This is a genomic window from Corynebacterium vitaeruminis (assembly GCF_001054325.1).
Classification (GTDB): Bacteria; Actinomycetota; Actinomycetes; order Mycobacteriales; family Mycobacteriaceae; genus Corynebacterium; species Corynebacterium vitaeruminis_A.
The window spans coordinates 1-22,874 of the sequence record NZ_JVVM01000001.1 but is presented as its reverse complement, the minus strand read 5'-3'; the positions used below and the strand labels follow the sequence as shown (position 1 = coordinate 22,874).

The following is a 22,874-nucleotide window of genomic DNA, read 5'->3' as shown; positions in this document are numbered from 1 at the left end:
CGCGCCGGCGAGCGCAATCACAGATAAGAGCCCGAGGATAATTGTTCCAACCCTCGATCCGGACTTATAGAGTGACCATGTTCCGCCCACCAGCAGACCAGCGACAATGAACAAAAAATAAGTGCTTAGCGTCGATGCGGTAGACACCTGCGCTAGAAGCACGTCTACAGACGTTGTTACCATCGATTCCTCTAAAATACCAGCTAAGGCGGATTTTTACTATTGCCTACTGCGGCTGCCTACTACAGCTGCGCTCTACAGAGTGCCCTTAGTCGACGGCACACCGTGGACTCGGGGGTCATCCTCGACAGCGGCGCGCAGCGCGCGGGCCACGGCCTTGTACTCGGCTTCGGTGATGTGGTGCGGATCGCGGCCGTAGAGGCAGCGAACATGCAGCGCAATACGGGCATTTAGGGCGAAGGACTCGAAAAAATGCTCGTTGATAACAGTCGCGTAGTGCCCGCCGATGACGGCCGTCAACATCTGCTCCGGCTCGCCGGTGCCAACGAAGTACGGACGACCCGACACGTCAACCACTGCGTGTGCCAGGGTTTCATCCATCGGGATATAGCAGTCGCCAAAGCGGCGAATACCGGACTTATCCCCCAGCGCCTGAGCGAAGGCCTGCCCCATCACAATGCCGGTGTCCTCCACCGTGTGATGCGCATCGACCTCGGTGTCGCCATTAGCGTGCACCGTCAGATCGAAGCTGCCGTGGGAACCGAAAGCGGTCAACATGTGATCAAAAAACGGCAGACCTGTCGAAATATCGGTCTTGCCAGTGCCATCGAGGTTCACAGAGCAGACGATGCTCGATTCGCGGGTGGCGCGCTCCACACGGCCAACGCGCTCAGGGCGCTCCGCCTCCAGATGGTCCTTATCACTGGCGTGCATAAGTCAGATCTCTCCTTGTAGTGGGATGTACCAGCGTAGTGGGATGTACCAGCAGCATTTCCGCTCAAGCCAGCGCGGTCGCCGCCAATTTCTTGGCCGCTGCCAGCAACGCATCGTTTTCGCTGGGCAGACCAATAGTGGCACGCAGACGACCGGGTACGCCAACATCGCGAATGAGTACCCCCTCGTCCAGGAAGCTCTGCCATGCCGTCGGGGCATCGGTGAAACGACCGAAGAAGACAAAGTTCGAGTACGAGTCAATCACGTCGTAGCCATAGCTGTTCAGGGCGGCGACGACGCGGTCACGCTCGTCGGCAAGCTTTGCGACGGTCGACAGCGTCGCATCCGAGTGGCGAAGTGCAACCGTGGCAGCGGCCTGAGTCAGCGTTGACAGGTGGTATGGCAGACGCACAAGCATCACAGCATCGATAAAAGCCGGATTGGCAACGAAGTAACCGAGGCGGCCGCCTGCGAAGTCGAAAGCCTTACTCATCGTGCGGGAGACAACCAGCTTCGCCGGAAACTCAGCCAGCAGCGTCGTTGCCGACGGCTCGTCGGTGAACTCGGCGTAGGCCTCATCGACGATGACGATGCCCGGCGCGGCATCGATAATGCGGCGCAGGTCATCGAGCGCGGTCAGGTTGCCAGTCGGATTGTTCGGCGTGGTGATGAAGATGACATCCGGTCGGTGCTCAGCGATTGCCGCGAGTGCACTGTCCATGTCGATGTCGAAGGTCTCTGGGTTGCGGTCGATGCCGATGAACTCCGTCTGTGTGCCGGACGAGAGGATTGGGTGCATCGAGTAGCTGGGGACAAAGCCCATCGCGCTGCGCCCCGGACCACCGAACGCCTGCAGTAACTGCTGGAGAATTTCATTGGAGCCGTTGGCGGCCCACACCTGGTCGGCGGAGACATCCACGCCGGTCTGGCGGGTGACATAGTCGGCGAGTGCGGTGCGCAGTGCTACCGCGTCGCGGTCTGGGTAGCGGTTGAGGTCAGAGGCGACCTTCTCCACTTCCGCCACCAGATCGGCGATGAGGTCATCGGACGGCGGGTACGGATTTTCGTTGGTGTTCAGGCGAACATCGACATCGAGCTGCGGCGCGCCGTAGGCTTCCTCACCACGCAGCTCGTCGCGCAGTGGCAAATCCGCCAGTGCCAACTTGACTACCGACGGCTGTGACTGGTTCTCAGACTGGTTGCTCATTAGTTGTCGTTCCCCTTTTCTGCACCATTGTCCTCAGAGTCGAGGAGCGCCTCAAAGCGGGCGCGGATGGCCTCGCCGTGGGCGGGCAGTCGTTCTTCGTTGGCCAGGATTATCACGCTGTCAGCAACTTCCTTCAACGCGGTTTCGTCGTAGTCAACCATGTGGACCGACTTGAGGAAGGTGTGTGTTGACAGACCAGAGGCGTGGCGGGCAGTGCCTGAGGTCGGCAACACGTGGTTGGAACCAGCCGAGTAGTCACCGAGCGGCACCGGCGAGAAGCGGCCGATGAAGATTGCGCCAGCGTTGGTAATGCGCTCGGCATCAACCGCCGCATTCTCAGTGTGAATCTCCAGGTGCTCAGCGGCATAGGCATCTGCAACCTGGACACCGATATTCATGTCGTCGACAAGCACGATGCCAGACTGCGTGCCGGTGAGCGCCTCACGCACGCGGTCGGCGTTCATGGTGACCTCGTAGCGGCTCTCGACCTCGCGGTCGACAGCGGCGGCGAAATCGGCGTCATCGGTGATGAGCACACTGGCGGCCATGACATCGTGCTCTGCCTGGGAGATCAGGTCGTAGGCGACCGAGACTGGATCAGCGGTGTTATCGGCGAGAATGGCAATCTCGGTCGGGCCGGCTTCGGCGTCGATGCCGACGACCGAGCGGCATAGGCGCTTGGCGGCGGTAACGAAGATATTGCCCGGGCCGGTGACCATGTCGACCGGCTCAAGGTTCTCGTTTTCATCACCGTATGCGAGCAGTGCGACGGCCTGTGCACCGCCGACAGCCCATACCTCGGTCACGCCGAGCAACTTGCAGGCAGCCAGAATGGTCGGGTGCGGCCAGCCGTCGTTGTCGACCTGCGGCGGAGAGACGACGACGAGGGAATCCACACCAGCTTCTTGAGCTGGGATGACGTTCATCAACACCGACGACGGGTAGACGGCGTTGCCGCCGGGGACGTAGAGGCCGACGCGCGAAACCGGAATCCACTTCTCGCGGACAATGCCGCCGGGCAGGATCTCGACGGTCTTGTCATCCGGCTTCTGAGCAGCGTGAAACGCGCGTACACGCTGGATGGACTCCTGGAGGGCAGAGCGGACATCGTTTTCCAGCGCGGCTTCTGCGGCGTCGATAACCTCTGCTGGCACGCGCATGGATGCCGGACGAATCCGGTCGAACTTCTCGGAGTACTCCATCGCCGCTTCCACGCCGCGGGCTGCCACGTCATCGACAACGGGCTTGACCGTGGGAATCATCGAATCAACGTCTGCCGCACCACGGGGCAACACTCGACGAAGAGTGGCGGTGGTGGGGGTCTGACCGCGAAGATCAATAGTGGACAACATAATTAATTAGAAACCGCCTATTCGCACGCTGGATTCATACGTGAGCACTTCAGGGTGACGAAATAATGGCACCAGAGTATTGAACAATATGGGCTAAAGCCAGAGACTTTATCCACCAAGTTCGCTACTATTCGCCCTTAAAGGCACCCTTGAGTATGAACTAAGCATATCTTTCTCATGCCCGATTCATACCGATTGCCCCATTTAACCCCTCATACTGTGGCGCAAGTTAGCTCTGCCACAGTGACCCATTACAGTGTTAGGGAAAGTAGTAACCAGTCGTAGAAAGGCCAGCTGTTGAACCAGGACGGAAACAGCCCGGATTTGCGGAAGCTCGTCGCAGACTACGCAGAAGCGACCGCCGCCGACAATTCCCTGGCCACGCGCCAACTGGAGTCAGTTTTCGCGCATCATTTCTACAACCCACAGCTCTTTTCCGATCCGGAAGCCCACGGCGTTACCGAAAACGTCGGCGCGTTTTACCGCCTAGTCCGCGAGGTCACCGAATCTCTCGGCATGATGACGGCCGCGCACGATGCCGCCCTGAACTGGATGGTCTGGGCGTCCGATAACGACAATGTCCCGGAGTACTGGCGCGCCCGGGCTCGGCTGGCCGCCGACGAAGCTCGCCGCTTTACCACCTTCATCGCAGACGGCCCCAGCTCCGCCGCCGCAGAGACTGAAATTCCGCTCATCGCTCGCATGAGCAGGGAAATCACTTCGTACCGGGCACTCGTGCTTGCCGACGATCTCGATGCCCCAACTGGCAGTCACAGTACGGTGACCGTGGATGGGAATGGGCCGCGGTCGCAGGAAACGTCGACAAGCAATGAAGCGGATGAACCGTTTAGCCCCCGCCAGTGGAAGAAGCGGGCGGCATTGACTGATGCGCTGATTCGGATTGCTAGCGCCTTGCGGAAGGTCAACCGTGAGGACCTGGCACGAGAGCTGCACGAGATGATTCGCCAGCTGCCGAACGAAGATAAGTTTGAGTCGATTGCGCTGGCGAAGACACTGACGGAGGCATCGCTGCTGCATCGGGCCGGGAAAGTTGTCGATGCAGCGCGACTTTGCGCCTCACAGCTCAATGTAATCGGTAGCCGCTCCGTAATCGCAGGCCTTGAGCTGCGTCAGAATCTGGCGCGGTACTCGATAGAGACCGGCAATAGCGATACCGCGTTCCGAATGCTGTCGAACAATATCGCAGTCGCCGACCAGCACCGACTGGACACTGACCATATTCTCGCCGTTCGTGAGATGGCCGATATCAACTTCGAAGTGGCACACAACAAGCCCGATGCCGATGAAATGCTGAAGCTGACTCAGCGCGCACAAGAGGTGTCAGCGGACTACCCAGACTGTGAAGTCACCATGGAGATCGCGCTGCTGAAGGCAACGGCCCTGTACGAGCTTGGCGATTTCCGCAATGCCGGTCAGGAGGCGGAGTCGGTCGCAAAGTGGTCTGAGCCTACTCAGGATGCCGCACGCACTGATTTTTCCTGCGCCATTGCTGCGGAATCAGCAGTCCAAGAGGGAAATGTTGAGCATGCAGCAGTGCTCTTCGATGCCCTGGCCGATATTCGCGCCGGATATTCTTCACCGATTTCGCCTGCGGAAACTCTGATGGATGCCGCGCTATCCCTCAGTAACGTCGGCGCCGAGAGCGAATTGACTGACCACCTGATGGAGCGCTCACGCGGTTACGTCGTTGGATCCTGGGAAGCGGCCAAATGGCACGAGGCCCAGGCGCTGCTGTGCTGGTCGGTCTGGGACAACGACGGCGTGTACAAGTACGCCGATGAAGCTGCCGAGCTTTTCTTAGAAGCCCATGCCCCAGCCGACGCCGCCCGCACTCTGACTATCGCAGTGCGCGCTGCTGTTAGTGATAACAATGAAGATCGCGCCCGCCGGTTCGCGACGCGCATCGGCGACCTAGTTGGCCCGGGTCACCCGGTGCGCGATGAAGTTCGTGGACTAATGCAGAGCCTGACGAACGGCTCTTAGGAACCGTTTTCGGGAATATTCAGAACCGCGACCGTTGGCAGTTTTTGCATCTTTCCGATGCCACGGGTGAAGATAGTCCAATGGCGTGGTGGGAAGAAGATCACTCTGAGTCCGGAATTCAGGCTGGCGATGGGACTGTTAGCTCTGAAATTGTTGGCTCTGCGGATGCCAGCCCTGATGCTGCCGACATCGACGCTGACTACACGTCAGTAAATCCGGAAAATATGTCAGCGACTGAGGACGCGTCCGCGCCCCTGGTCTTCCCTCCCCTGCCGACCCCGCTGAAGGCATTGCCGGACTCTCTCCCGGAGCTGCTGGCTATCTCCCGCAAAGCCGGTGCCACACTCGACCATGTCACCAGTTGGCGCGCTGTCACCAAGTTCGCTCACACGCACTGGCTGGCCGATGCGCCTACCAACTCCCCCGATATCATTGGCGAGTTCCACGCACTCAGGCACGCAGTTGCCGATCAGCTGGAATTAGTAGAAGAAGCCGCCGCCGCACGCGCCGAGTGGCTGCGCTGGGCCACTGAGGCCAACATCCGCCCCGCAATCCTGCACGCTCGCTCTTACGGAGCATTCGCCGAGGCTGAGGCCTTCATTGACGCCAACCCCGGTGATGCCATCACCGGCCGTCGCCCCGAGGACTCTGAAATCCCCGAACTGATTAGCCTTACTAAGGAAATCGTCGCCACCACTCCCCAGCCCGGCGAGGCCTATTACTACCTGGTCAGCGCTGCTGTCGCCGGTGCCGCCGCATCACTGGCGCGCCGGGCGGAAATCGCCGGTCGGCTTTCTGAGTGGTCCGCACGCTGGGCACCAAAGCGAAGCAGTTTCGACGACCGCAAGCTGCTGGAGGCGCAGCTCGCGCACAGCCGGGGTGAACTGCGAAAGGCCGCCCGCATCGCCGCCAGTGTCGCGGCAGCCCCTCAGTCAGAGCCCGTCACCACCACGATCGAAGCGCGTCAATTCCTGGCTTTCCTCTCTCTGGAAGCCGACGAGGAGGCGGAGGCTATCCGCCAGCTGCGTCCAATCGTGCAGGCTGGCCTCGATGCGGAGCTCACGGTCGCCGTGCTTCGCAGCGTGCGTCTGCTCTGTGCGCTTCTCAACGCCCACGGCGATTTCGCGGAATCCGCCGAGATTGCCCGCCGCGCCCTCGCCAGCGCCGAGGGCATGCCGGTTAACCCCATCACCATGGACATCCAGCTCGTTTTAGCCCGTAGCCTCCTCGATGCAGACGAGATCGACGAGGCGCTGCGCTTCGCCGAACCGGTTGCACACTGGTCAGCATTTACCGCCGATGAAGAACGCACCGATGCGGCATTCTCCATTGCCGCCACAGCCGCGGGGCTCGGCAAGAATCCCCGCCTGGCGGCAAAGCTGCTCATCGAACACGGCGAGCACCTTGAACGCAACGGCGATGCCAAGGGCGCTGCCAAGGCCTACCGGCAGGCTGCGCGTTCCATCATTCATGTCATTGACCTGGTCATTTCTACCGAAGAATCCGATGACATCGATGAGACCGGAAACATCGAGGCCACTTTCACCGCTGAGATTGTCTCCGACGACGCTTCCGCCACTATCGACCACGCACTCAACGAGGCTGAGGACCTTCTGCTGCGCTCCCAGAAGCTCATCACCGACGACTGGTCACTCGCCGACTGGCACGACGATGCCGCCTACGTCTTCTACTCCGCTGGCCGCGACACGTTGGCCATCAACCACGTCGAAGCCGCCGCTGAAGGCTACCTACAGTCCGGCGATGGCGAGGAAGCCGCTCGCGCACTGTTGGCCGGCGTTCGCTACCGTCTCGACGCGGGTGATTCCGACGGCGCTGCCGCCTATGCCCGGCGCGTCGAAGAGCTTCTGCCCCGCGACGTGTGGGAGGGGCATCCTGTTCTCGATGCCCTTGACGTCATCATCATTCAGTCGCTTGACGACGGTTACTAGCGTCGCGCCCACTTCGGTGCTGTCGGTGGCACAAAGTAGAGTGTTAAGCCATGACTACTTCTGGTGATTCCGCAACTTCTAGCCCGCAGCAGCTTTTCGATGCCGCCACGGCATTGGCTGAGGAAAACAATCTCTGGGAAGCAGCCCTGACTCTGATGCAGGGGTTCGAGGAGCTCGGCGACAAGGCTGATGCCCCGCAGACTGACGGCTTGGGGCGCCCCATCCGTGGCTCTGCGCCAAAGCTGATGGACAAGGCCGCGGACTGGTTGGATCTGCTGGATAACCTGGAAAAAGACGGCTTCGAGCCGACTAACGGCACCCCGCCGCGCCACCTGCGCTGGGCAATGTGGCACACCCTGAACGGCCAGGCGGAGATTCGTCGAGGCCATCAGGGCCGCGCCATTGATCACCTGGAGCTAGCGGCGGGACTTTTCCAGTCCGACAAGCTCAATATCCAGGCCGTGCCGCTGCTTGCACAGATTGCGCAGTGCCACCTGCATTTGGGAGATATCGGTGCTGCAGAAAAGGCGCTTTACCGCGCGCAGGAAACCTGCGACGAGCCGTCACGGGAGCGCTGGGGGTCGGCACTAAGCGAGATTGGCGCGGAAATCGCCCGTCGCCTGTAAGTTCAACCATCACAACCGCAGCGATCCCCGCTCGGCACCGTTAAGCCCCGTCTCTCCCACCGAGCTCACTGCCGGATTCAGCTACTGCTCGTCGAAGTCGAGTCCGACATCGAAGACCTTGGCCGAGTGAGTCAGCGCGCCCACGGCCAGGTAGTCGACACCGCAGGATGCGTACTCACGCGCCACATCGATGGTCAACCCACCGGAGGACTCCAGCTGGGTTGCCGGCGAAATCTGCGAGCGGCGCTGCACTGCAATCTGAGTTTCCCAGACCTCGAAGTTGTCCAACATGACGATGTCCGGCTTCATCGGCAGAATCTCGTCGAGCTGCGCAAGCGTATCGACTTCCACCTCGCACGGTAGCTCCGGGTACTGAGCACGCACCCTCTTCAGCGCACCCGACACCGAACCAACGGCCACCACGTGGTTGTCCTTAATCAGGGCCTCATCACCCAATGCGTAGCGATGGTTAATACCACCACCGCAGGTCACCGCATACTTCTCTAAGTTGCGCAGACCCGGCAGCGTCTTCCGGGAATCTCGCACCCGCGCACCGGTGCCGACAATCGCATCAGCCCACTGGCGCGTCGCAGTAGCTACGCCACTGGCGTGTGTGAGGATATTCAGCATTGTGCGCTCAGCAGTCAGCAACCCCCGAGTCGGCGCAGAAATCGTTGCCAGCACTGTGCCAGGATGCACCAGGGTGCCATCTTCAACGTGCTTTTCGACGGCGAACTCACCCGAGATAACCTCTTGCAGCGTCCACTCCACCGCATCGATAGCCGCGATAACGCCCTCTTGCCGAGCCACGAGTCGAGCGCGTGCCTGCGCAGATGCCGAGACCGTCGATAGCGAGGTCACATCCGGTCCGAAGCTCATATCCTCTTGCAGCGCCGTCCGAATGAGGCCACGCGTGATGTTTTCATTCAACTCCCCGCGCAAAGTGTCCTTCTCAAGAGTCATGGTTAGCTAATCCTCGTCCTTTTCAAACCAAGTGTGGCACCCCAAAGTATATGGCCGTGCCAATGCTGCTTCGACAACTTTCCTTGCTGCCACAACCTGAACCGATTGCGGGAGCCGGTCGATAACCTCCAACGCCTGCCGCAAACTCTGCTCGTTGCGCGTCACACCAGCGCCTTCCTGCATCGCAGTCTGCAACCGGAAAAGCTGTCGCGGTTCCAGCTCCGGGCGCGGCTGCGGCAGGCTCGCAATCGCCGTTCCAAACTCCTCGTCCCCGACCGGCATAGCGCCTGTTTCAGCGACTTTTTCGGCCACACGCTTGCCGACGACCAGTCCCTCCAGCAACGAATTGGATGCCAACCTGTTGGCACCGTGGAGTCCCGTCGCAGAGCATTCGCCGGCCGCAAAGAGACCAGGCACCGTGGTGGCCCCAAATGGGTCGACGGCAATGCCACCACAGGTGTAGTGGACCGCCGGGGCCACGGGAATGAGCTCCTTAGTCGGATCAATCTCCGCTGCGGTCAAGCCCGCTGTAATCGTCGGAAAGCGGGTGGCGAAGTTGTCAATATGACGTGCATCGAGGAAGACGTGGTCTTCGCCGAGCTGGCGCATGCGGGTCGCGATGGCGCGCGAGACGATATCGCGCGGTGCCAGGTCACCGCGTGGGTCAACGCCGGCGGTCACACTGTTGCCCCGGGAATCGACGAGAATAGCTCCCTCACCGCGAACAGCTTCGCTGATGAGATGCCGGCGACCGGTGCCGTCTGCTGCTGAGCGCTCGTCATAGAGCACGGTCGGGTGGAACTGGATAAATTCCATATCCCGAATCTCCGCACCGGCATCGGCGGCCATGCCAATAGCTTCGCCGCGGGCGCCCGAGGGTGCCGTGGTTGCGCGGTAAATATGGCCCACGCCGCCAGTAGCCAGCAGGGTTGCGCCAGCGCGAATAGCGCCGCCACCACGGGGATCCGCTACCAGCGCCCCCAGTACGGAACCGTCTTTATCAACGATGAGCTGGCGTGCTGTTGCGTTTTGCAGCACTCGCACGCCGGTAACAGATGCCTCTAGGGCACGCTCAATTTCAGCACCAGTGGCGTCACCACCGGCGTGAATGATGCGCCGCGCGTGATGTCCGCCCTCTTTGGTACGGGAATAGACGGCCGGGTTATCCGGCGCCGGGTCGAATGTGGCACCCAGCCCAATCAGCCACTCGGTCGTAGCGGCACCGGCGCGGATGATGGAAGCCACGGCCTCTGCATCGCAGTGTCCGGCACCGGCATCAAGAGTATCCGCGATGTGGGAATCAGTGGTGTCATCGAACCCATTGGCCACATGGCCGCTGGGGTCGTCGTCAAGCCCGACCACCGCGAGCCCACCCTGGGCGAGATTCGTGGCGGCATCGGCGAAACGCAGCTGTTTGCGGGCCCCGGTGCGCCACTCGACGCTGTCGATGACCAGCACGTCGAGGCCGAGCTCAATGGCTCGGCGCGCAGCACTAAGACCCGCGACTCCCCCGCCGATGACGAGGAAGTCACACGTCAGTGTCCAACTGTCGAATGAAGGGCGCAGACCAAACGTGTTACTCGCCCCCGCCGGGGTTACCGATGGCGATCATGCGCTCTACCGAGGCGCGTGCCTTGTTGGCGACCTCGGGGTCGACGTCGACTTCATCGGCGCCTTCGACGAGGCAGCGCAGCAGAGCCGCCGGAGTGATGAGCTTCATGTACGAGCAGGAGGCGCGGTCGTTGACCGGCTCAAAGTTGACATCGGGCGCGGCCTTGCGCAGCTGGTGGAGCATGCCCACCTCAGTGGCCACGAGCACCTTGCTGTTCGGCTTATTCTCCTTCAGCTTCTGCGCCTCAGTCAGCATCTCGCCGGTGGAGAGCATCTGCACGCGCTCCGGCTCGATGGTGCCCTCACCTGCGAGGTAAATGGCAGAGTTCGCGCAACCACACTCCGGGTGAATGAACAGCTGCGAATCGGCATTCTCTTCCGCGCGGTGCGCGAGTTCCTCACCATTGATGTTGGCGTGGACGTGGCACTCACCAGCCCACACCTTGATGTTGTCGCGGCCGGTCTCACGACGAACGTGTGCGCCGAGGAACTGATCCGGGTTAAACAGGATCTCCTGGTCTTCCGGAATGGACTTGACCACGTCGACGGCGTTGGAGGAAGTGCAGCAGATGTCAGTCAGGGCCTTCACATCTGCGGTGGTGTTGACGTAGCTAACCACCAGCGCATCCGGGTTTTCAGCCTTCCACCCGGCCAGCTCGTCAGCGGTGATGGAGTCCGCCAGAGAGCAGCCAGCGCGCTCATCTGGGATCAGGACGGTCTTCTCAGGGCTCAAAATCTTGGCGGTTTCCGCCATGAAGTGGACGCCGCAGAAGACGATGACGTCAGCATCGGTTTCCGCAGCGATACGAGAGAGCCCGAGGGAATCACCGGTGTAATCGGCAATATCCTGGATCTCCGGTAGCTGGTAGTTGTGTGCGAGGATTACGGCATTGCGTTCGCGGGCGAGGCGTTTGATTTCCTGGCCCCAGTGTTCGTCTGCGACCACGCCACCGTAGCGGCCATCTTTATCGACTACAGATGCGTACAAATCCGATTCAAGGCGCGGCAGGCTGGAAGCATGAGCATTGGCCGCAGGGCTGGTATTCACGGAAAAACTACGTCCTTACTTCAATGGGCTGTGGCTACGACCGAAAACAACGTCGTCACCGTTACCGATGACAGTTCCCGGAGGCATTCGCAGCGGACTCAAACGGGCAAGTGCAAGAGGCCTAAGCTCGCCGCTCAATATCGAAAAAGCCCCTAAAACGGGGCGAATACCGACATCGAGGACGAACCTATTTTCCAAAATTGTAAGGCTTGTATAAGCCTATTTCCCAATAACTACCCCTGTTCAGTCGAAAACAGCGCTTTACGACGACCCCAGCGCCAGAGCCTCACCGCCTCACTTAGTGGCCGAATCTGCGTTCGTATCCGGTGTCACGTCGGTCGCCTCTGCGGCATCATCCGTGCCAACTTCTGAGCCCTTGGCGGCGACCTCAGACCTCTCGTTGTTTTCCGTGAAATCCGTTTGGAACAGCACCCGCGACCACAGTGCGAGCATGGCAACCAGAGGCGCGACCAGCAGTGCCACATACGTGGTGAAGTCCGGAATCACCGAGAACTTATCGCCCGGCTGCATTCCCGCCAGATCCGGCTGTAGCAATGCCGCAACCGACTGACCGACGACGTACGTCACTGCTGCGCTCATCAAAGCGGAGAAACCTGCCCACCCAATTGCTGTGAGCATCTGCACAGGAGTAGTGATGGCGCGATTTCGGAACGTAGTAATTCCCAGCACCAGGCCACTGATTGCAGTGACAGCAACAAACCAGAGCAGCCCGATGAAACCAGCGTCAACGGTTTCCTGAATAATCGCCAGCTGATTGTTGGGCAGCATTTGCACTTGCTGCTTTGGGCGCAAAAATGCCCAGGCCACTCCCGCTATCGTTCCCGTTACAACGGAAAAGAGAACAATACCCGAGGCCATCGCCACGCTTTGCTTCTCAACGTGTGGGACTCGGGTATTTTTCATAGTCATAGTTGACTAACTTACCTCACAGCACGTAACCAGCACTAGCGTGGCAGTGCACAACCAGCACTAGCGTGCCTGAGTGGTGCACTAGCACGACCGGCGCCTTTTAGCGCTGTTCCAACATAACGGAGTCAACCTCACCGTGCCGCGAGCACGACGCGGTCCAACCGTCCGGACGCACTTGCACCACCATGCGACGGCCACAGAGCTGACAGAACCGAGGTGCCTCCAGCCCCGCCTTTGCGCCGTAGGAGCGTTCGCGCACTTCACCAGCTTCGAGGTCTGCACCGGTGAAAGGATCAAACTTGGGCTCATCTCCGAGCACCATCGCCTGGAGGAGCTCTGTGGAGTCGATTTTCTTCGTTCGCATGGTTCGCGGGTTAGACGTCCGAGGCTTAGACAGTTGCATTGAGGGCCTTAATGGGAAGTCGTACCTTGCCAAGCATGTCCAGGTCCTGCTCCGCCGGACGGCCCAGCGTGGTCAGGTAATTGCCGACAATGACAGCGTTGATACCGCCGAGCAGACCCTGTTCTGCACCCAGGTCGCCCAGGGTGAGCTCACGACCACCAGCAAAACGCAGGATGGTCTTCGGCAGTGCCAGTCGGAAGGCACCGATGGCACGCAGTGCATCCTTGGCTGGCATCGGCTCGCGACCGGCGAACGGAGTGCCCGGGCGCGGGTCGAGGAAGTTCATCGGCACCTCGGTCGGGTTGAGCGCCGCCAGGTCTTGGGCGAATTCGGCACGCTGTTCAAGGGTCTCGCCCATACCCAGGATGCCGCCACAGCAGACCTCCATACCGGCTTCGCCGACCATGCGCAGGGTGTCATGGCGCTCCTCCCAAGTGTGGGTGGTAACGACCTGCGGGAAGTAGCTCTTGGCGGTCTCCAAGTTGTGGTTGTAACGGTGAATACCGGCCTTCGCCAGGCGGTCCACCTGCTCCTGGGTCAGGATTCCCATGGATGCAGCCACATTGATGTCGACCTCCGCCTGAATGGCGGCGACGGCTTGCTCCATCTGGCTCAGCAGTCGCTCATCTGGCCCCTTCACTGCGGCAACGATGCAGAACTCAGTAGCACCCGACTTTGCGGTCTGCTTGGCGGCGTCGACCAGCGCCGGAATATCCAGCCATGCCGAACGCACTGGGGACTCGAACAGACCCGACTGCGAACAAAAGTGGCAGTCCTCTGGGCAACCGCCCGTCTTCAGCGAGATAATGCCCTCGACCTCAACGTCTTCGCCGCACCACTTCAGGCGCACCTCGTGAGCCAGCGCCAGCAGCTGCTCGATGCTGTCGTCGTCGAGGTTGAGAACTGCCAAGGTCTCATCATAGTTCAGCCCCTCGCCGCGGCCGAGTACCTTTTCTCGGGCGAGTTCCAAAATGTCCTGCTGCTGTTGAGTCATGGGGGATGACGCTCCTTGAGGCTGGGGATAAAACTTGAACAGTGTTTTAAAAGTTGTTCAGTTCTCAAACTTAATACCGCATCCATCGAATGTCGAACAGGGTTCAATTGCCGTTGCATATCCCCTCGTGTCGCGGTTTTTACCCCGGCCTTCAGGCTTAAGAACTCTTCCGGATGTTTCGTCTTTCGTCTACGGTAGGCAGTGTGCAATTGACCAAGGACATCATTGTCGACGCAGCTCTTACCATTCTCAACGAGTACGGTCTCGGCGATCTCACAATCCGCCGCTTGACTCGCCACTTGGGTACCGCCGCTGGCGCAATGTACTGGCACTACCCTTCCAAACAGGCACTACTCGGCGCCGTCGCTGACCGCATTTTGGCTCCCTGCACAGAGTTTTCCGCCACGGGTGACTGGCGTGCCGACACCGAAGCCGTCGCCGAGCTGCTCTACTCCTGCCTCACCGCTCATCGGGATGGCGCAGAGGTCGTCTCGGCCGCACTCGCTACGGGCACCGCCACGATTCGCCCCGAGCAATTGCTTGCCGACGTCCTGGAGAATGCACCTGAAATTTCCACCGGCATCACCTCAGCATCTGATACCGCATCAGTCCTCGTGTACTTCATCCTCGGTGCGACAGTCGACCAGCAGACAGCGAGCGCGCTTAATCTGAACGGTGACAAAGGCGTTGCTGGCAAGGGTGACGCCGGTGGCGCGGACATCACCGCTGGTAAGGGCGCTGAGGCCGAGACAGCTTCTGAGAATACGGCTGCACAAGCAAAAGAGCTCGGCCACCAGCGCATTGCACTGGGAACCGAACTCTTTATCGCCGGAATTGCAGGGGTTGCGGGGATTACGGGAGCCGCAGGCCAGTAGGCCCCATTGGAGCAATTGCCCTCATGGACAAGCGCTGGAACTAGAGCACCAGTGCTGCCACCCAACCAGCTGCCAGAAGCGGCAGGTTGAAGTGCAGGAAGGTCGGAATAACCGAATCGCGAATGTGGTCGTGCTGCCCATCGGCATTGAGACCCATCGTCGGGCCGAGGGTCGAATCCGATGCCGGCGAACCGGCGTCACCCAGCGCACCTGCAGTACCAATGATGGCGACAGTGGCCATCGGAGAAAAGCCCAGCGACAGACACAGCGGCACGTAGATGATGGAGATAATCGGCAGCGTCGAGAAGGACGAACCAATACCCATCGTGACCACCAGACCAACGACCAGCATGGCGAATGCAGCGGCAGGCTTGTTGCCTGCAAATAGTTCTGCAGTGGCAGTTACCAGCGGCTCAACTTGACCAGACTCAGACATCACAGAGGCGAAGCCCTGTGCAGAAATCATGATGAAACCAATCAGGGCCATCATCTTCATACCAGCGGTAAATATGTCGTCCGCCTCACGCCAGCGCACAGCACCAGTGAGCATGAAGATTGCCAAACCAGTGAGGGCACCAATCAGCAGTGGATCGGCATCGGTGTCCATGGAGTTCATCACAATCTGGACGACGAAGGTCACCACAATGGCGACGAGAGCAACGATGACTCGGTACTTCGACACAGGTTCATCAGACTGCGATTCCATATGCGAGGACTCGGCGATCGGCAGGTCTTCGTAATGCCGTGGCTTGCGGTAGGAGAAGAACACCGCAATGGCCAGGCCGGTCAGCATACCGAGAGCCGGGATGCCCATCGTCATCATGATGTTGATATTGGAAACATCAAGGCCGGCGTTTTCGATGTTGCCCAGCAGAATGTCGTTCAAGAAGATAGAACCGAATCCGACCGGAACCCACATGTACGTGGTGATCAAACCGAAGGTCATCACGCTGGTTATCATTCGGCGGTCGATGTTGAGACGGTTAAATACCGGCAATAGCGGCGGAATGATCAGCGGGATAAACGCAATGTGAACCGGGATTAGGTTCTGCGACATAATCGCCATGGCCAAAATACCGGCCACCATACCCCACTTAGTCCATGCCTCCGCTTTAGATTTGGTGCCCTCATTCTCGGTGCCAATTTTGGCAATCAGCCAATCAGCGAGCAGTTTGGGCAGCCCAGAGGATGCTACAGCCATTGCGAAGGCACCTAGCATGGCGTAGCTCAGGGCGATTTTGGCACCACCAGAGAGACCTTCCTGGAAGGCCACCATGGTAGCATCGAGCCCCATCCCGGCGGAGAGACCACCGACCAAAGCACCGATAAACAGCGCAAGCACAACGTGCACCCGGCAGACCGCCAGGATTAGCATCACCAAAACGGCGAGAAGAACGGCATTCATAGGGAAAATATTAAGGCAACCTTAAGCATTTCCAGCAACCGGGGCTATAAAGATTTCACCCCAAAATCTCTACACCCCGGCTAATGCAGCTAATCAATCGAGACGAGTCCCTGACCACCCTGCACCGCGTCGCCGACTTCGACGTGAATAGCGCCGACGGTGCCTGCAGCCGGGGCCGTGATCTCGGTTTCCATCTTCATGGCCTCGAGAATGAGCAGCACCTCCCCTGCCTCGATCTGCTGGCCTTCCTCGACCAAGATCTTACTGACCGAACCTGCCAGCGGAGCCACCACCGAATTGGCGGAGACACCGGAGACACTAGCGGTGGCCGGCTCAACGGAGGCACTGGACGATCCACCCAACACGATGGGCGAAAGGCGCTTGGGCTCTTCGACTACTTCGACGTCGACATCGTAGGCAATGCCGCCGACAGTCACTTTCAATTTCATGGCTCAACAATCCTTCACGTAGCAAAAAGTCAATGGGACGGACTCAAATAAGTCGGTTGGCGAAAATTCCCAACTAGCGCAGGTTGCGCTGCTGCTGAACCTGGCGGCCCTGCGCAGCCCACGTCTTGTGGCGGTTGTATCGAATTGCCTTCACCTTGCCGCGATTGCCCAGGTACGCCGATACCGCTGCGGAAATGGCGATGACAGTGTCCTCGGGGATATCTGCATCCACGCGCTTGCGCAGTTCCGCCAGTTCGTTTTCCGCCTGGTTCAGCCGTGCGGTGGCCTTCTGCAAGCTTGTCGAGGTCGCGTCCAACCGGTCGGTCAGCTCAGCGACGAGTGCTCGCAGCTCCTTGATTTCACCGATGCTGTCGCCCATTACTGTGGCCCCAATCCGTGCTTCTTGGCCGGACGAACCTCGCGCTTGTTACGCAGAACCGATAGCGCGTCAGCCACACGCAGACGGGTTTCCGCCGGGTCAATCACATCGTCGACCAGTCCGCGCGAGGCGGCGACATATGGCGTCGAGAAGCGTGTCTTGTATTCGGCGATACGCTCGTCGCGCACACGGGCCTGCTCTTCTTCGTCGCCGGCGCCGGCGATTTCCTTGCGGAAGACCACGTTGACCGCGCCCTCTGCGCCCATCACCGCAATTTCTGCGGTCGGCCATGCGAACACGTAGTCCGCGCCGAGATCCTTCGAGCACATCGCCAGGTACGCACCGCCGTATGCCTTACGCATGACGACGGTCACCTTGGGCACAGACGCTGCGGAGTACGCGTAGAGCATCTTTGCGCCGTGACGGATGATGCCGCCGTGCTCCTGGGTGACGCCCGGCATGAAGCCAGGAACGTCAACCAGGGTGACCAGCGGGATATTAAAGGCGTTGCAGAAGCGGATGAACTTTGCGCCCTTGTCCGAGGAATTGATGTCCAGCACACCGGACATCACGTTCGGCTGGTTGGCGACAAAGCCCACGGTACGGCCCAGAACTCGACCAAAGCCGACAACCAGGTTGGTGGCAAAACCCGCCTGGCACTCGAGGAAGTCGCCATTGTCGGCGATACGGATGATGACCTCGCGGACGTCGTAGCCCTTCTTGCCGTCGACAGGGACGATGTCGCGGAGCTCTGGATCCGGCTCGGCATCGAATACCGGATCGACGATTGGCGGCTCTTCCGTGTTGTTCTGTGGCAGGAAGCTTAAGAGCTTCTGTGCAATCAGAATGGCTTGCTCGTCATCGTCAGCGACGAAGTCGATATTGCCCGCCTTGACCATGTGTGCATCCGCGCCACCGAGCTGCTCGGAGGTAACGTCTTCACCGGTGACCGACTTAATAACGCCCGGGCCGGTGATGAACATCTGCGCCTTGCGGGTCTGGATGATGAAGTCGGTCAGCGCGGGCGAGTAGGCCGCGCCACCTGCGCATGGACCTGCGATGATGGAAACCTGCGGCACCAGACCGGAGAGCCACACGTTGTTGTAGAAGACCTGGCCATAGCCCGATAGAGAGTCAATCCCCTCTTGAATTCGGGCACCGCCGGAGTCGTTGATGAAGACGAACGGAGTGCCGTTGTCGGCCGCGGCGCGCATTGTGGCCGCAACCTTGCGGGACTGCGTTTCACCAGCGGAGCCGCCCATGACGGTGAAGTCCTGAGAGGCGACGTGCACCGCGCGGCCGAGAACCGCGGCGGTGCCGGTGACCACGCCGTCGGCAGGCGCGTCGGCGGTATCCATGCCGAAGTCGGTGGTGCGGTGAGTCATGAACATGCCGGTTTCGCGGAAGGTGCCTTCGTCGACGAAGGTGTCGATACGCTCACGGGCAGTCATCTTGCCACGTTCGTGCTGCTTGGCATGGCGGGCTTCACCACCACCGGCTTCAACACGGCGACGCTGAGTATCCAAATACTCCAGGCGCTCCGCCATCGAGGCATCGACGCCCGGCGCGACGGCATCCGCCGAATTCGGCTGGTTTGCTGAACTTTGCGACATTGCTATCTCTTCTCCCGATGTTCCTAGGCGGGTTCCACCTGGACGGTCTGCGAGCGACCGCCGACAGTGACCTTGTAGCGGATTGGCTCACGAATGGCATTGGCGGCACCAGAGGCCTGCTCTGCCTCGCGCTTGAGCTGCTCGGCGGTCTTGCCGACGTTCTTCGGCCCCTCGCCACGAGTGGTGAAGAATCCCGGCGCGACCGATGGGAACAGCGCGTTGGTCAGGACATCCTCGGCGGTGCCGTTGTAACCGTCGAGTTCCTTGGCCTGATTAACCAGTTCGTCCCATTCTGGCTCGAGGAGATCAGCCGGACGAACCGTGATCTCTTCCTTCTTAGTCTGCTCCGCTGCCTGCTTGATCAGCTCTGGGTTACGCTCTCCCGGGCACTGGCCGTAGTAGCCGAGCATGAGGTCGGCGAACTCAGCGGTCATGACCTTGTAGCGTCCCATCAGCACATTGAACACAGCCTGCGTGCCGACGATTTGCGAGCTCGGGGTCACCAGCGGCGGGTAACCCGCGTCCTTGCGGACGATTGGCACCTCTCGCATGACCTCATCGACGCGGTCGCCTGCTCCCTGGGCCTTGAGCTGGTTTTCCATGTTCGACAGCATGCCGCCTGGAATCTGCGACATGAAGATGTCGGTGTTGACCAGGGTCTTGGACTCAAACTCTGCATACTTCGGACGCACCTTACGGAAGTGGTCACGAATGGTAATCAGATTGTCCATATTCAGGTCGGTGGTATAGCCGGTTCCCTCCAGCATCTCCACCAGCGACTCGGTCGGATTATGGCCCGGCCCCAGTGACATCGACGAGATAGCCGTGTCTACAACATCCGCACCTGCTTCGATGGCCTTCATCAGGGTCACCATCGTGACTCCGGTGGTCGAGTGGCAATGGACGTTAATCTGGGTGTCCTCGCCGTAAGTTTCCTTGATACCGCGGATGATGTCGTAAGCCGGCTGGGGTTTCAGCAGTGCTGCCATGTCCTTCAACGCAATGGAATCTGCCCCCATATCCAGTAGACGACCAGCGAGCTTAACGTACCCGTCGACGTCGTGAAGCGGAGACGTCGTATAGCAAATCGTGCCCTGCGCATGCTTGTCGACGTTCTTGACTGCGCGCATGGCGTGCTCGAGATTGCGCGGGTCGTTGAGAGCGTCGAAAACACGGAATACGTCCATACCGTTTTCCGCGGACTTTTCGACGAACTTGTCAACCACCATGTCCTCGTAGTGGCGGTAGCCGAGGAGATTCTGGCCACGCAGCAGCATCTGCAGGCGGCTGTTCGGCATCAGCTTGCGGAATGTCCGCAGGCGTTCCCAGGGATCTTCGTTGAGGAAGCGGATGCAAGCGTCGAAGGTTGCGCCACCCCAGCACTCCACACTCCAAAAACCGGCCTTGTCCATTTCTTCACAGACATCGACCATGTCTTCCATAGCCATTCGCGTTGCCATGAGGCTCTGATGAGCGTCTCGGAACGCTACTTCCGTTACACCGATGGTTCGTGGACTCATAATTCCAAAATTAAAGGTCTTTGGAGATCTTCGCGCGTTGGTGACCGCGAATATTGGGGATACGGTGCCGGCCAAGGTGCGTTTGGAGCGTCAAATTGCCCACTTGCAGGGTTAAATACTTATTTTCGCACGCAGTTTACGTACTTAACCGTTCGACTCGACATTTTGCCCGGGGGTCGTTTTTTCGAAGTACGCTCGGCGGATGCGACGATTTGCTCGCCCACGCAGGACCGAAAACAGCTCATGTTTTTTACAAAACGGTTAAGGTAGTCACATGAACCAAGCAAATACAGTCGGCGATTATCAAGTGTGGCCGGGTGAGCCTTACCCACTCGGCTCTACCTACGACGGCGCTGGCACCAACTTTGCACTCTTTTCCGATGTTGCGGAAAAAGTTGAGCTTTGTCTGATTAGCGCCGAGGGTGAAGAAACCCGCATCGAGCTGGAAGAAGTCGATGCACATATTTGGCACTGCTACATCCCGTCCATCATGCCGGGTCAGCGCTACGCCTACCGCGTGCACGGCCCGTTTGATCCAGCGAACGGTAAGCGATGTGACCCCAACAAGCTACTGGTTGACCCATACGCCAAGGCTTTCGATGGCGATTTCGACGGCCATCCTTCGCTGTTCAACTACGACATTCACGACCACTCGAAGCGCAACACCGAGGACAGCCTGGGACACACCATGACCTCGGTGGTCATCAACCCGTTTTTCGACTGGGGCGCTGACCGCGCACCGCGCACGCCGTACAACGAAACAGTGATTTACGAGGCCCACGTCAAGGGCATGACCATGACTCACCCGGAAATTCCGGAGGAGCTGCGTGGCACCTACGCGGGTCTCGCTCATCCCGCAATCATTGACTACCTCAAGGACCTTGGTGTCACAGCTATCGAACTGATGCCGGTCCACCAGTTCCTCCAGGACGACCATCTGCGTGAAAAGGGGCTGCGCAACTACTGGGGCTACAACACCTTTGGCTTCCTGGCACCCCACCAGGACTACGCAGCTTCCCAAAAACCAGGCGGCGCAGTCAGTGAGTTCAAGGGCATGGTGCGTGCGTTCCACGATGCGGGTATTGAGGTCATCCTCGACGTGGTTTACAACCACACCGCAGAGGGCAACCACATGGGCCCGACCATCTGTTTCCGAGGCATCGACAACGAGGCCTACTACCGCTTGGTCGAAGGCGATCGCCAGCACTACATGGACTACACCGGAACCGGTAACTCCCTGAATGTGCGCCACCCGCACTCCCTGCAGCTGATTATGGACTCGCTGCGCTACTGGGTTTCCGAGATGCATGTCGACGGCTTCCGCTTCGATTTGGCCTCCACGCTCGCCCGAGAATTCCACGATGTGGATCGCCTGTCCGCCTTCTTTGACTTGGTGCAGCAGGATCCGATTGTCAGCCAGGTCAAGCTCATCGCAGAGCCATGGGATGTCGGTGAAGGCGGTTACCAGGTCGGTAACTTCCCACCACAGTGGACTGAATGGAACGGTAAGTACCGCGACACTATCCGTGACTTCTGGCGCGGCGAGCCATCCACGCTCGGCGAGTTCGCGTCACGTATCACCGGTTCCTCGGACCTGTATGCAAACAATGACCGCCGCCCCACTGCGTCGATTAACTTCGTGACCGCGCACGACGGTTTCACTCTCAACGACTTGGTCAGCTACAACGAAAAGCACAATATGGCCAACGGCGAGGACAACCGCGATGGCGAGTCCCACAACCGTTCGTGGAACTGCGGTGTGGAAGGCCCGACCGACGACGAGCGCATTCTTTCTCTGCGCTCCCGTCAGCATCGTAACTTCCTGACCACTCTCCTACTGTCCCAGGGCACTCCGATGATTAGCCATGGTGACGAAATGGGACGTGGCCAGAAGGGCAACAACAACGTCTACTGTCAGGACAACCGTTTGTCATGGGTGGACTGGAATCAGACTCGCACCAACTCTGAGCTGGTCGAATACACCCAGTTCCTGGCTGAGCTGCGCGCTGAGCACCCGGTTTTCCGTCGCCGTCGCTTCCTGCGCGGTGGCCCGCTGGGTGCGGAAACCGACGATCGTGACATTGCCTGGTTGACTTACAAGGGCCGTGTCATGACCACCGATGACTGGAACTTCGACTTTGGTAAGTCTCTGATGGTCTGGCTCAACGGCGATGCCATCACTGAGCCTGATCGCCGAGGTCACAGGATTGAGGACGACTCCTTCCTGATGTGCTTCAACGCCCACCACGAGGACATCATGTTCCAAATTCCGGGCACTGAATACGCACACAGCTGGGAAATCATCATCGACACCACAGAGATCACCGGCCGTCCGACTCGCGAGCGCATCGTTGAGCCGGAGGGAGAACTCCGTGTCCCAGCCCGCTCGACCATCGTGCTGATTGAGCGGCACTAGCCGCGCCGGCGTTGGGTGTAGGTGCCTGGGCCTGGGGTTGGGCCCTACACAAAAATCCCCTGTCGGCGGAAGTTTTTCTTCCACCGACAGGGGATTTTCGGCTCTGAGTTCAACTCACAACAGGGTTACGTAACAAAAATTGAGGGCTGCAAATTTGAAACTGTGTGAGTTTATGACACTTTCAGACGGTAGGTTCAGGCGGTGAATGCATCACCACTTTCGACCAGGAGAAGTAG

19 protein-coding genes are annotated in these 22,874 nt (G+C 59.6%); 5 read left to right on the top strand and 14 right to left on the bottom strand.

Going from position 1 to position 22,874, the window contains the following annotated elements; all coding sequences use genetic code 11:
* Positions 1-255: 255 nt before the first annotated feature.
* The 3 genes from hisB to hisD all read right to left on the bottom strand — a co-directional run bounded on the left by hisB (position 256) and on the right by hisD (position 3,453).
* Positions 256-894, bottom strand: coding sequence for an imidazoleglycerol-phosphate dehydratase HisB (hisB, locus tag ADA16_RS00095; RefSeq protein ID WP_048758286.1), 639 nt, complete (start codon positions 892-894; stop codon positions 256-258).
* A gap of 64 nt (positions 895-958) precedes the next feature.
* Positions 959-2,101: a histidinol-phosphate transaminase gene (locus ADA16_RS00090; RefSeq protein WP_048758285.1), complete on the bottom strand. Its 1,143-nt coding sequence runs from the start codon at positions 2,099-2,101 to the stop codon at positions 959-961.
* On the bottom strand, positions 2,101-3,453 hold the full coding sequence (hisD, locus tag ADA16_RS00085; RefSeq protein ID WP_048758284.1) for a histidinol dehydrogenase: 1,353 nt from the start codon (positions 3,451-3,453) through the stop codon (positions 2,101-2,103). Before hisD ends, ADA16_RS00090 begins: the two co-directional genes overlap by 1 nt.
* 297 nt (positions 3,454-3,750) lie before the next feature.
* On the opposite strand from hisD, the gene ADA16_RS00080 reads away from it, so the two are divergent.
* The 3 genes from ADA16_RS00080 (at position 3,751) to ADA16_RS00070 (ending at position 8,032) form a co-directional block, all read left to right on the top strand.
* Positions 3,751-5,457, top strand: a complete 1,707-nt coding sequence (locus ADA16_RS00080) for a hypothetical protein (RefSeq protein WP_048758283.1) — start codon at positions 3,751-3,753, stop codon at positions 5,455-5,457.
* Positions 5,458-5,537: 80 nt separating this feature from the next.
* Positions 5,538-7,406, top strand: coding sequence for a hypothetical protein (locus ADA16_RS00075; RefSeq protein ID WP_048758282.1), 1,869 nt, complete (start codon positions 5,538-5,540; stop codon positions 7,404-7,406).
* 50 nt (positions 7,407-7,456) lie between these two features.
* Entirely contained in the window at positions 7,457-8,032 is a 576-nt protein-coding gene (locus ADA16_RS00070; RefSeq protein ID WP_048758281.1) for a hypothetical protein, read from the top strand.
* 81 nt (positions 8,033-8,113) lie between these two features.
* Here ADA16_RS00070 and nadC read toward each other — a convergent pair whose 3' ends face one another.
* From nadC to bioB, 6 genes are all read right to left on the bottom strand, one after another.
* Positions 8,114-8,995 (bottom strand): carboxylating nicotinate-nucleotide diphosphorylase, encoded by an 882-nt coding sequence (gene nadC, locus ADA16_RS00065; protein WP_048758280.1) that lies wholly within the window; start codon positions 8,993-8,995, stop codon positions 8,114-8,116.
* 6 nt (positions 8,996-9,001) lie between these two features.
* Positions 9,002-10,561, bottom strand: coding sequence for an L-aspartate oxidase (nadB, locus tag ADA16_RS00060; RefSeq protein ID WP_048758279.1), 1,560 nt, complete (start codon positions 10,559-10,561; stop codon positions 9,002-9,004).
* Positions 10,562-10,571: 10 nt separating this feature from the next.
* Entirely contained in the window at positions 10,572-11,654 is a 1,083-nt protein-coding gene (gene nadA / locus ADA16_RS00055; RefSeq protein ID WP_048758278.1) for a quinolinate synthase NadA, read from the bottom strand.
* A 294-nt stretch (positions 11,655-11,948) separates the two neighbouring features.
* On the bottom strand, positions 11,949-12,584 hold the full coding sequence (locus ADA16_RS00050; RefSeq protein ID WP_239659279.1) for a hypothetical protein: 636 nt from the start codon (positions 12,582-12,584) through the stop codon (positions 11,949-11,951).
* Positions 12,585-12,684: 100 nt separating this feature from the next.
* Positions 12,685-12,987, bottom strand: coding sequence for a hypothetical protein (locus tag ADA16_RS00045; RefSeq protein WP_048758277.1), 303 nt, complete (start codon positions 12,985-12,987; stop codon positions 12,685-12,687).
* Positions 12,974-13,981 carry a biotin synthase BioB gene (gene bioB / locus ADA16_RS00040; protein ID WP_048758276.1) on the bottom strand — a complete coding sequence of 336 codons (1,008 nt, stop codon included), beginning with the start codon at positions 13,979-13,981 and terminating at the stop codon, positions 12,974-12,976. Before bioB ends, ADA16_RS00045 begins: the two co-directional genes overlap by 14 nt.
* Positions 13,982-14,184: 203 nt before the next feature.
* On the opposite strand from bioB, the gene ADA16_RS00035 reads away from it, so the two are divergent.
* Positions 14,185-14,856 carry a TetR family transcriptional regulator gene (locus tag ADA16_RS00035; RefSeq protein WP_239659278.1) on the top strand — a complete coding sequence of 224 codons (672 nt, stop codon included), beginning with the start codon at positions 14,185-14,187 and terminating at the stop codon, positions 14,854-14,856.
* Between the two features lie 40 nt (positions 14,857-14,896).
* Here the strand turns inward: ADA16_RS00035 and ADA16_RS00030 are convergent, their stop codons facing one another.
* The 5 genes from ADA16_RS00030 to ADA16_RS00010 form a co-directional block, all read right to left on the bottom strand.
* The gene (locus ADA16_RS00030; protein WP_048758275.1) at positions 14,897-16,261 is read right to left on the bottom strand and encodes a Na+/H+ antiporter family protein; all 1,365 of its coding nucleotides are present in this window, start codon (positions 16,259-16,261) and stop codon (positions 14,897-14,899) included.
* Positions 16,262-16,350: 89 nt separating this feature from the next.
* Complete coding sequence (locus ADA16_RS00025; RefSeq protein ID WP_048758274.1) at positions 16,351-16,710, bottom strand: biotin/lipoyl-containing protein; 360 nt, start codon at positions 16,708-16,710, stop codon at positions 16,351-16,353.
* Between the two features lie 73 nt (positions 16,711-16,783).
* Positions 16,784-17,089: a hypothetical protein gene (locus ADA16_RS00020; RefSeq protein WP_239659277.1), complete on the bottom strand. Its 306-nt coding sequence runs from the start codon at positions 17,087-17,089 to the stop codon at positions 16,784-16,786.
* Complete coding sequence (locus ADA16_RS00015) at positions 17,089-18,702, bottom strand: acyl-CoA carboxylase subunit beta (RefSeq protein WP_048758273.1); 1,614 nt, start codon at positions 18,700-18,702, stop codon at positions 17,089-17,091. Before ADA16_RS00015 ends, ADA16_RS00020 begins: the two co-directional genes overlap by 1 nt.
* A gap of 23 nt (positions 18,703-18,725) precedes the next feature.
* Entirely contained in the window at positions 18,726-20,222 is a 1,497-nt protein-coding gene (locus tag ADA16_RS00010) for a methylmalonyl-CoA carboxytransferase subunit 5S (RefSeq protein ID WP_048758272.1), read from the bottom strand.
* A gap of 274 nt (positions 20,223-20,496) precedes the next feature.
* Between ADA16_RS00010 and glgX the strand changes: the two genes are divergently transcribed.
* Positions 20,497-22,638, top strand: coding sequence for a glycogen debranching protein GlgX (gene glgX / locus ADA16_RS00005; RefSeq protein WP_048758271.1), 2,142 nt, complete (start codon positions 20,497-20,499; stop codon positions 22,636-22,638).
* Positions 22,639-22,874: the final 236 nt, after the last annotated feature.

What these genes read in the sequence shown, in the direction of transcription:
- hisB (WP_048758286.1), bottom strand. Translation starts at nt 894, where the DNA reads ATGCACGCCAGTGATAAGGACCATCTGGAGGCGGAGCGCCCTGAGCGC.
- ADA16_RS00090 (WP_048758285.1), bottom strand. Translation starts at nt 2,101, where the DNA reads ATGAGCAACCAGTCTGAGAACCAGTCACAGCCGTCGGTAGTCAAGTTG.
- hisD (WP_048758284.1), bottom strand. Translation starts at nt 3,453, where the DNA reads ATGTTGTCCACTATTGATCTTCGCGGTCAGACCCCCACCACCGCCACT.
- ADA16_RS00075 (WP_048758282.1), top strand. Translation starts at nt 5,538, where the DNA reads ATGGCGTGGTGGGAAGAAGATCACTCTGAGTCCGGAATTCAGGCTGGC.
- ADA16_RS00070 (WP_048758281.1), top strand. Translation starts at nt 7,457, where the DNA reads ATGACTACTTCTGGTGATTCCGCAACTTCTAGCCCGCAGCAGCTTTTC.
- nadC (WP_048758280.1), bottom strand. Translation starts at nt 8,995, where the DNA reads ATGACTCTTGAGAAGGACACTTTGCGCGGGGAGTTGAATGAAAACATC.
- ADA16_RS00050 (WP_239659279.1), bottom strand. Translation starts at nt 12,584, where the DNA reads ATGACTATGAAAAATACCCGAGTCCCACACGTTGAGAAGCAAAGCGTG.
- ADA16_RS00045 (WP_048758277.1), bottom strand. Translation starts at nt 12,987, where the DNA reads ATGCAACTGTCTAAGCCTCGGACGTCTAACCCGCGAACCATGCGAACG.
- bioB (WP_048758276.1), bottom strand. Translation starts at nt 13,981, where the DNA reads ATGACTCAACAGCAGCAGGACATTTTGGAACTCGCCCGAGAAAAGGTA.
- ADA16_RS00030 (WP_048758275.1), bottom strand. Translation starts at nt 16,261, where the DNA reads ATGAATGCCGTTCTTCTCGCCGTTTTGGTGATGCTAATCCTGGCGGTC.
- ADA16_RS00025 (WP_048758274.1), bottom strand. Translation starts at nt 16,710, where the DNA reads ATGAAATTGAAAGTGACTGTCGGCGGCATTGCCTACGATGTCGACGTC.
- ADA16_RS00020 (WP_239659277.1), bottom strand. Translation starts at nt 17,089, where the DNA reads ATGGGCGACAGCATCGGTGAAATCAAGGAGCTGCGAGCACTCGTCGCT.
- ADA16_RS00015 (WP_048758273.1), bottom strand. Translation starts at nt 18,702, where the DNA reads ATGTCGCAAAGTTCAGCAAACCAGCCGAATTCGGCGGATGCCGTCGCG.
- ADA16_RS00010 (WP_048758272.1), bottom strand. Translation starts at nt 20,222, where the DNA reads ATGAGTCCACGAACCATCGGTGTAACGGAAGTAGCGTTCCGAGACGCT.
- glgX (WP_048758271.1), top strand. Translation starts at nt 20,497, where the DNA reads ATGAACCAAGCAAATACAGTCGGCGATTATCAAGTGTGGCCGGGTGAG.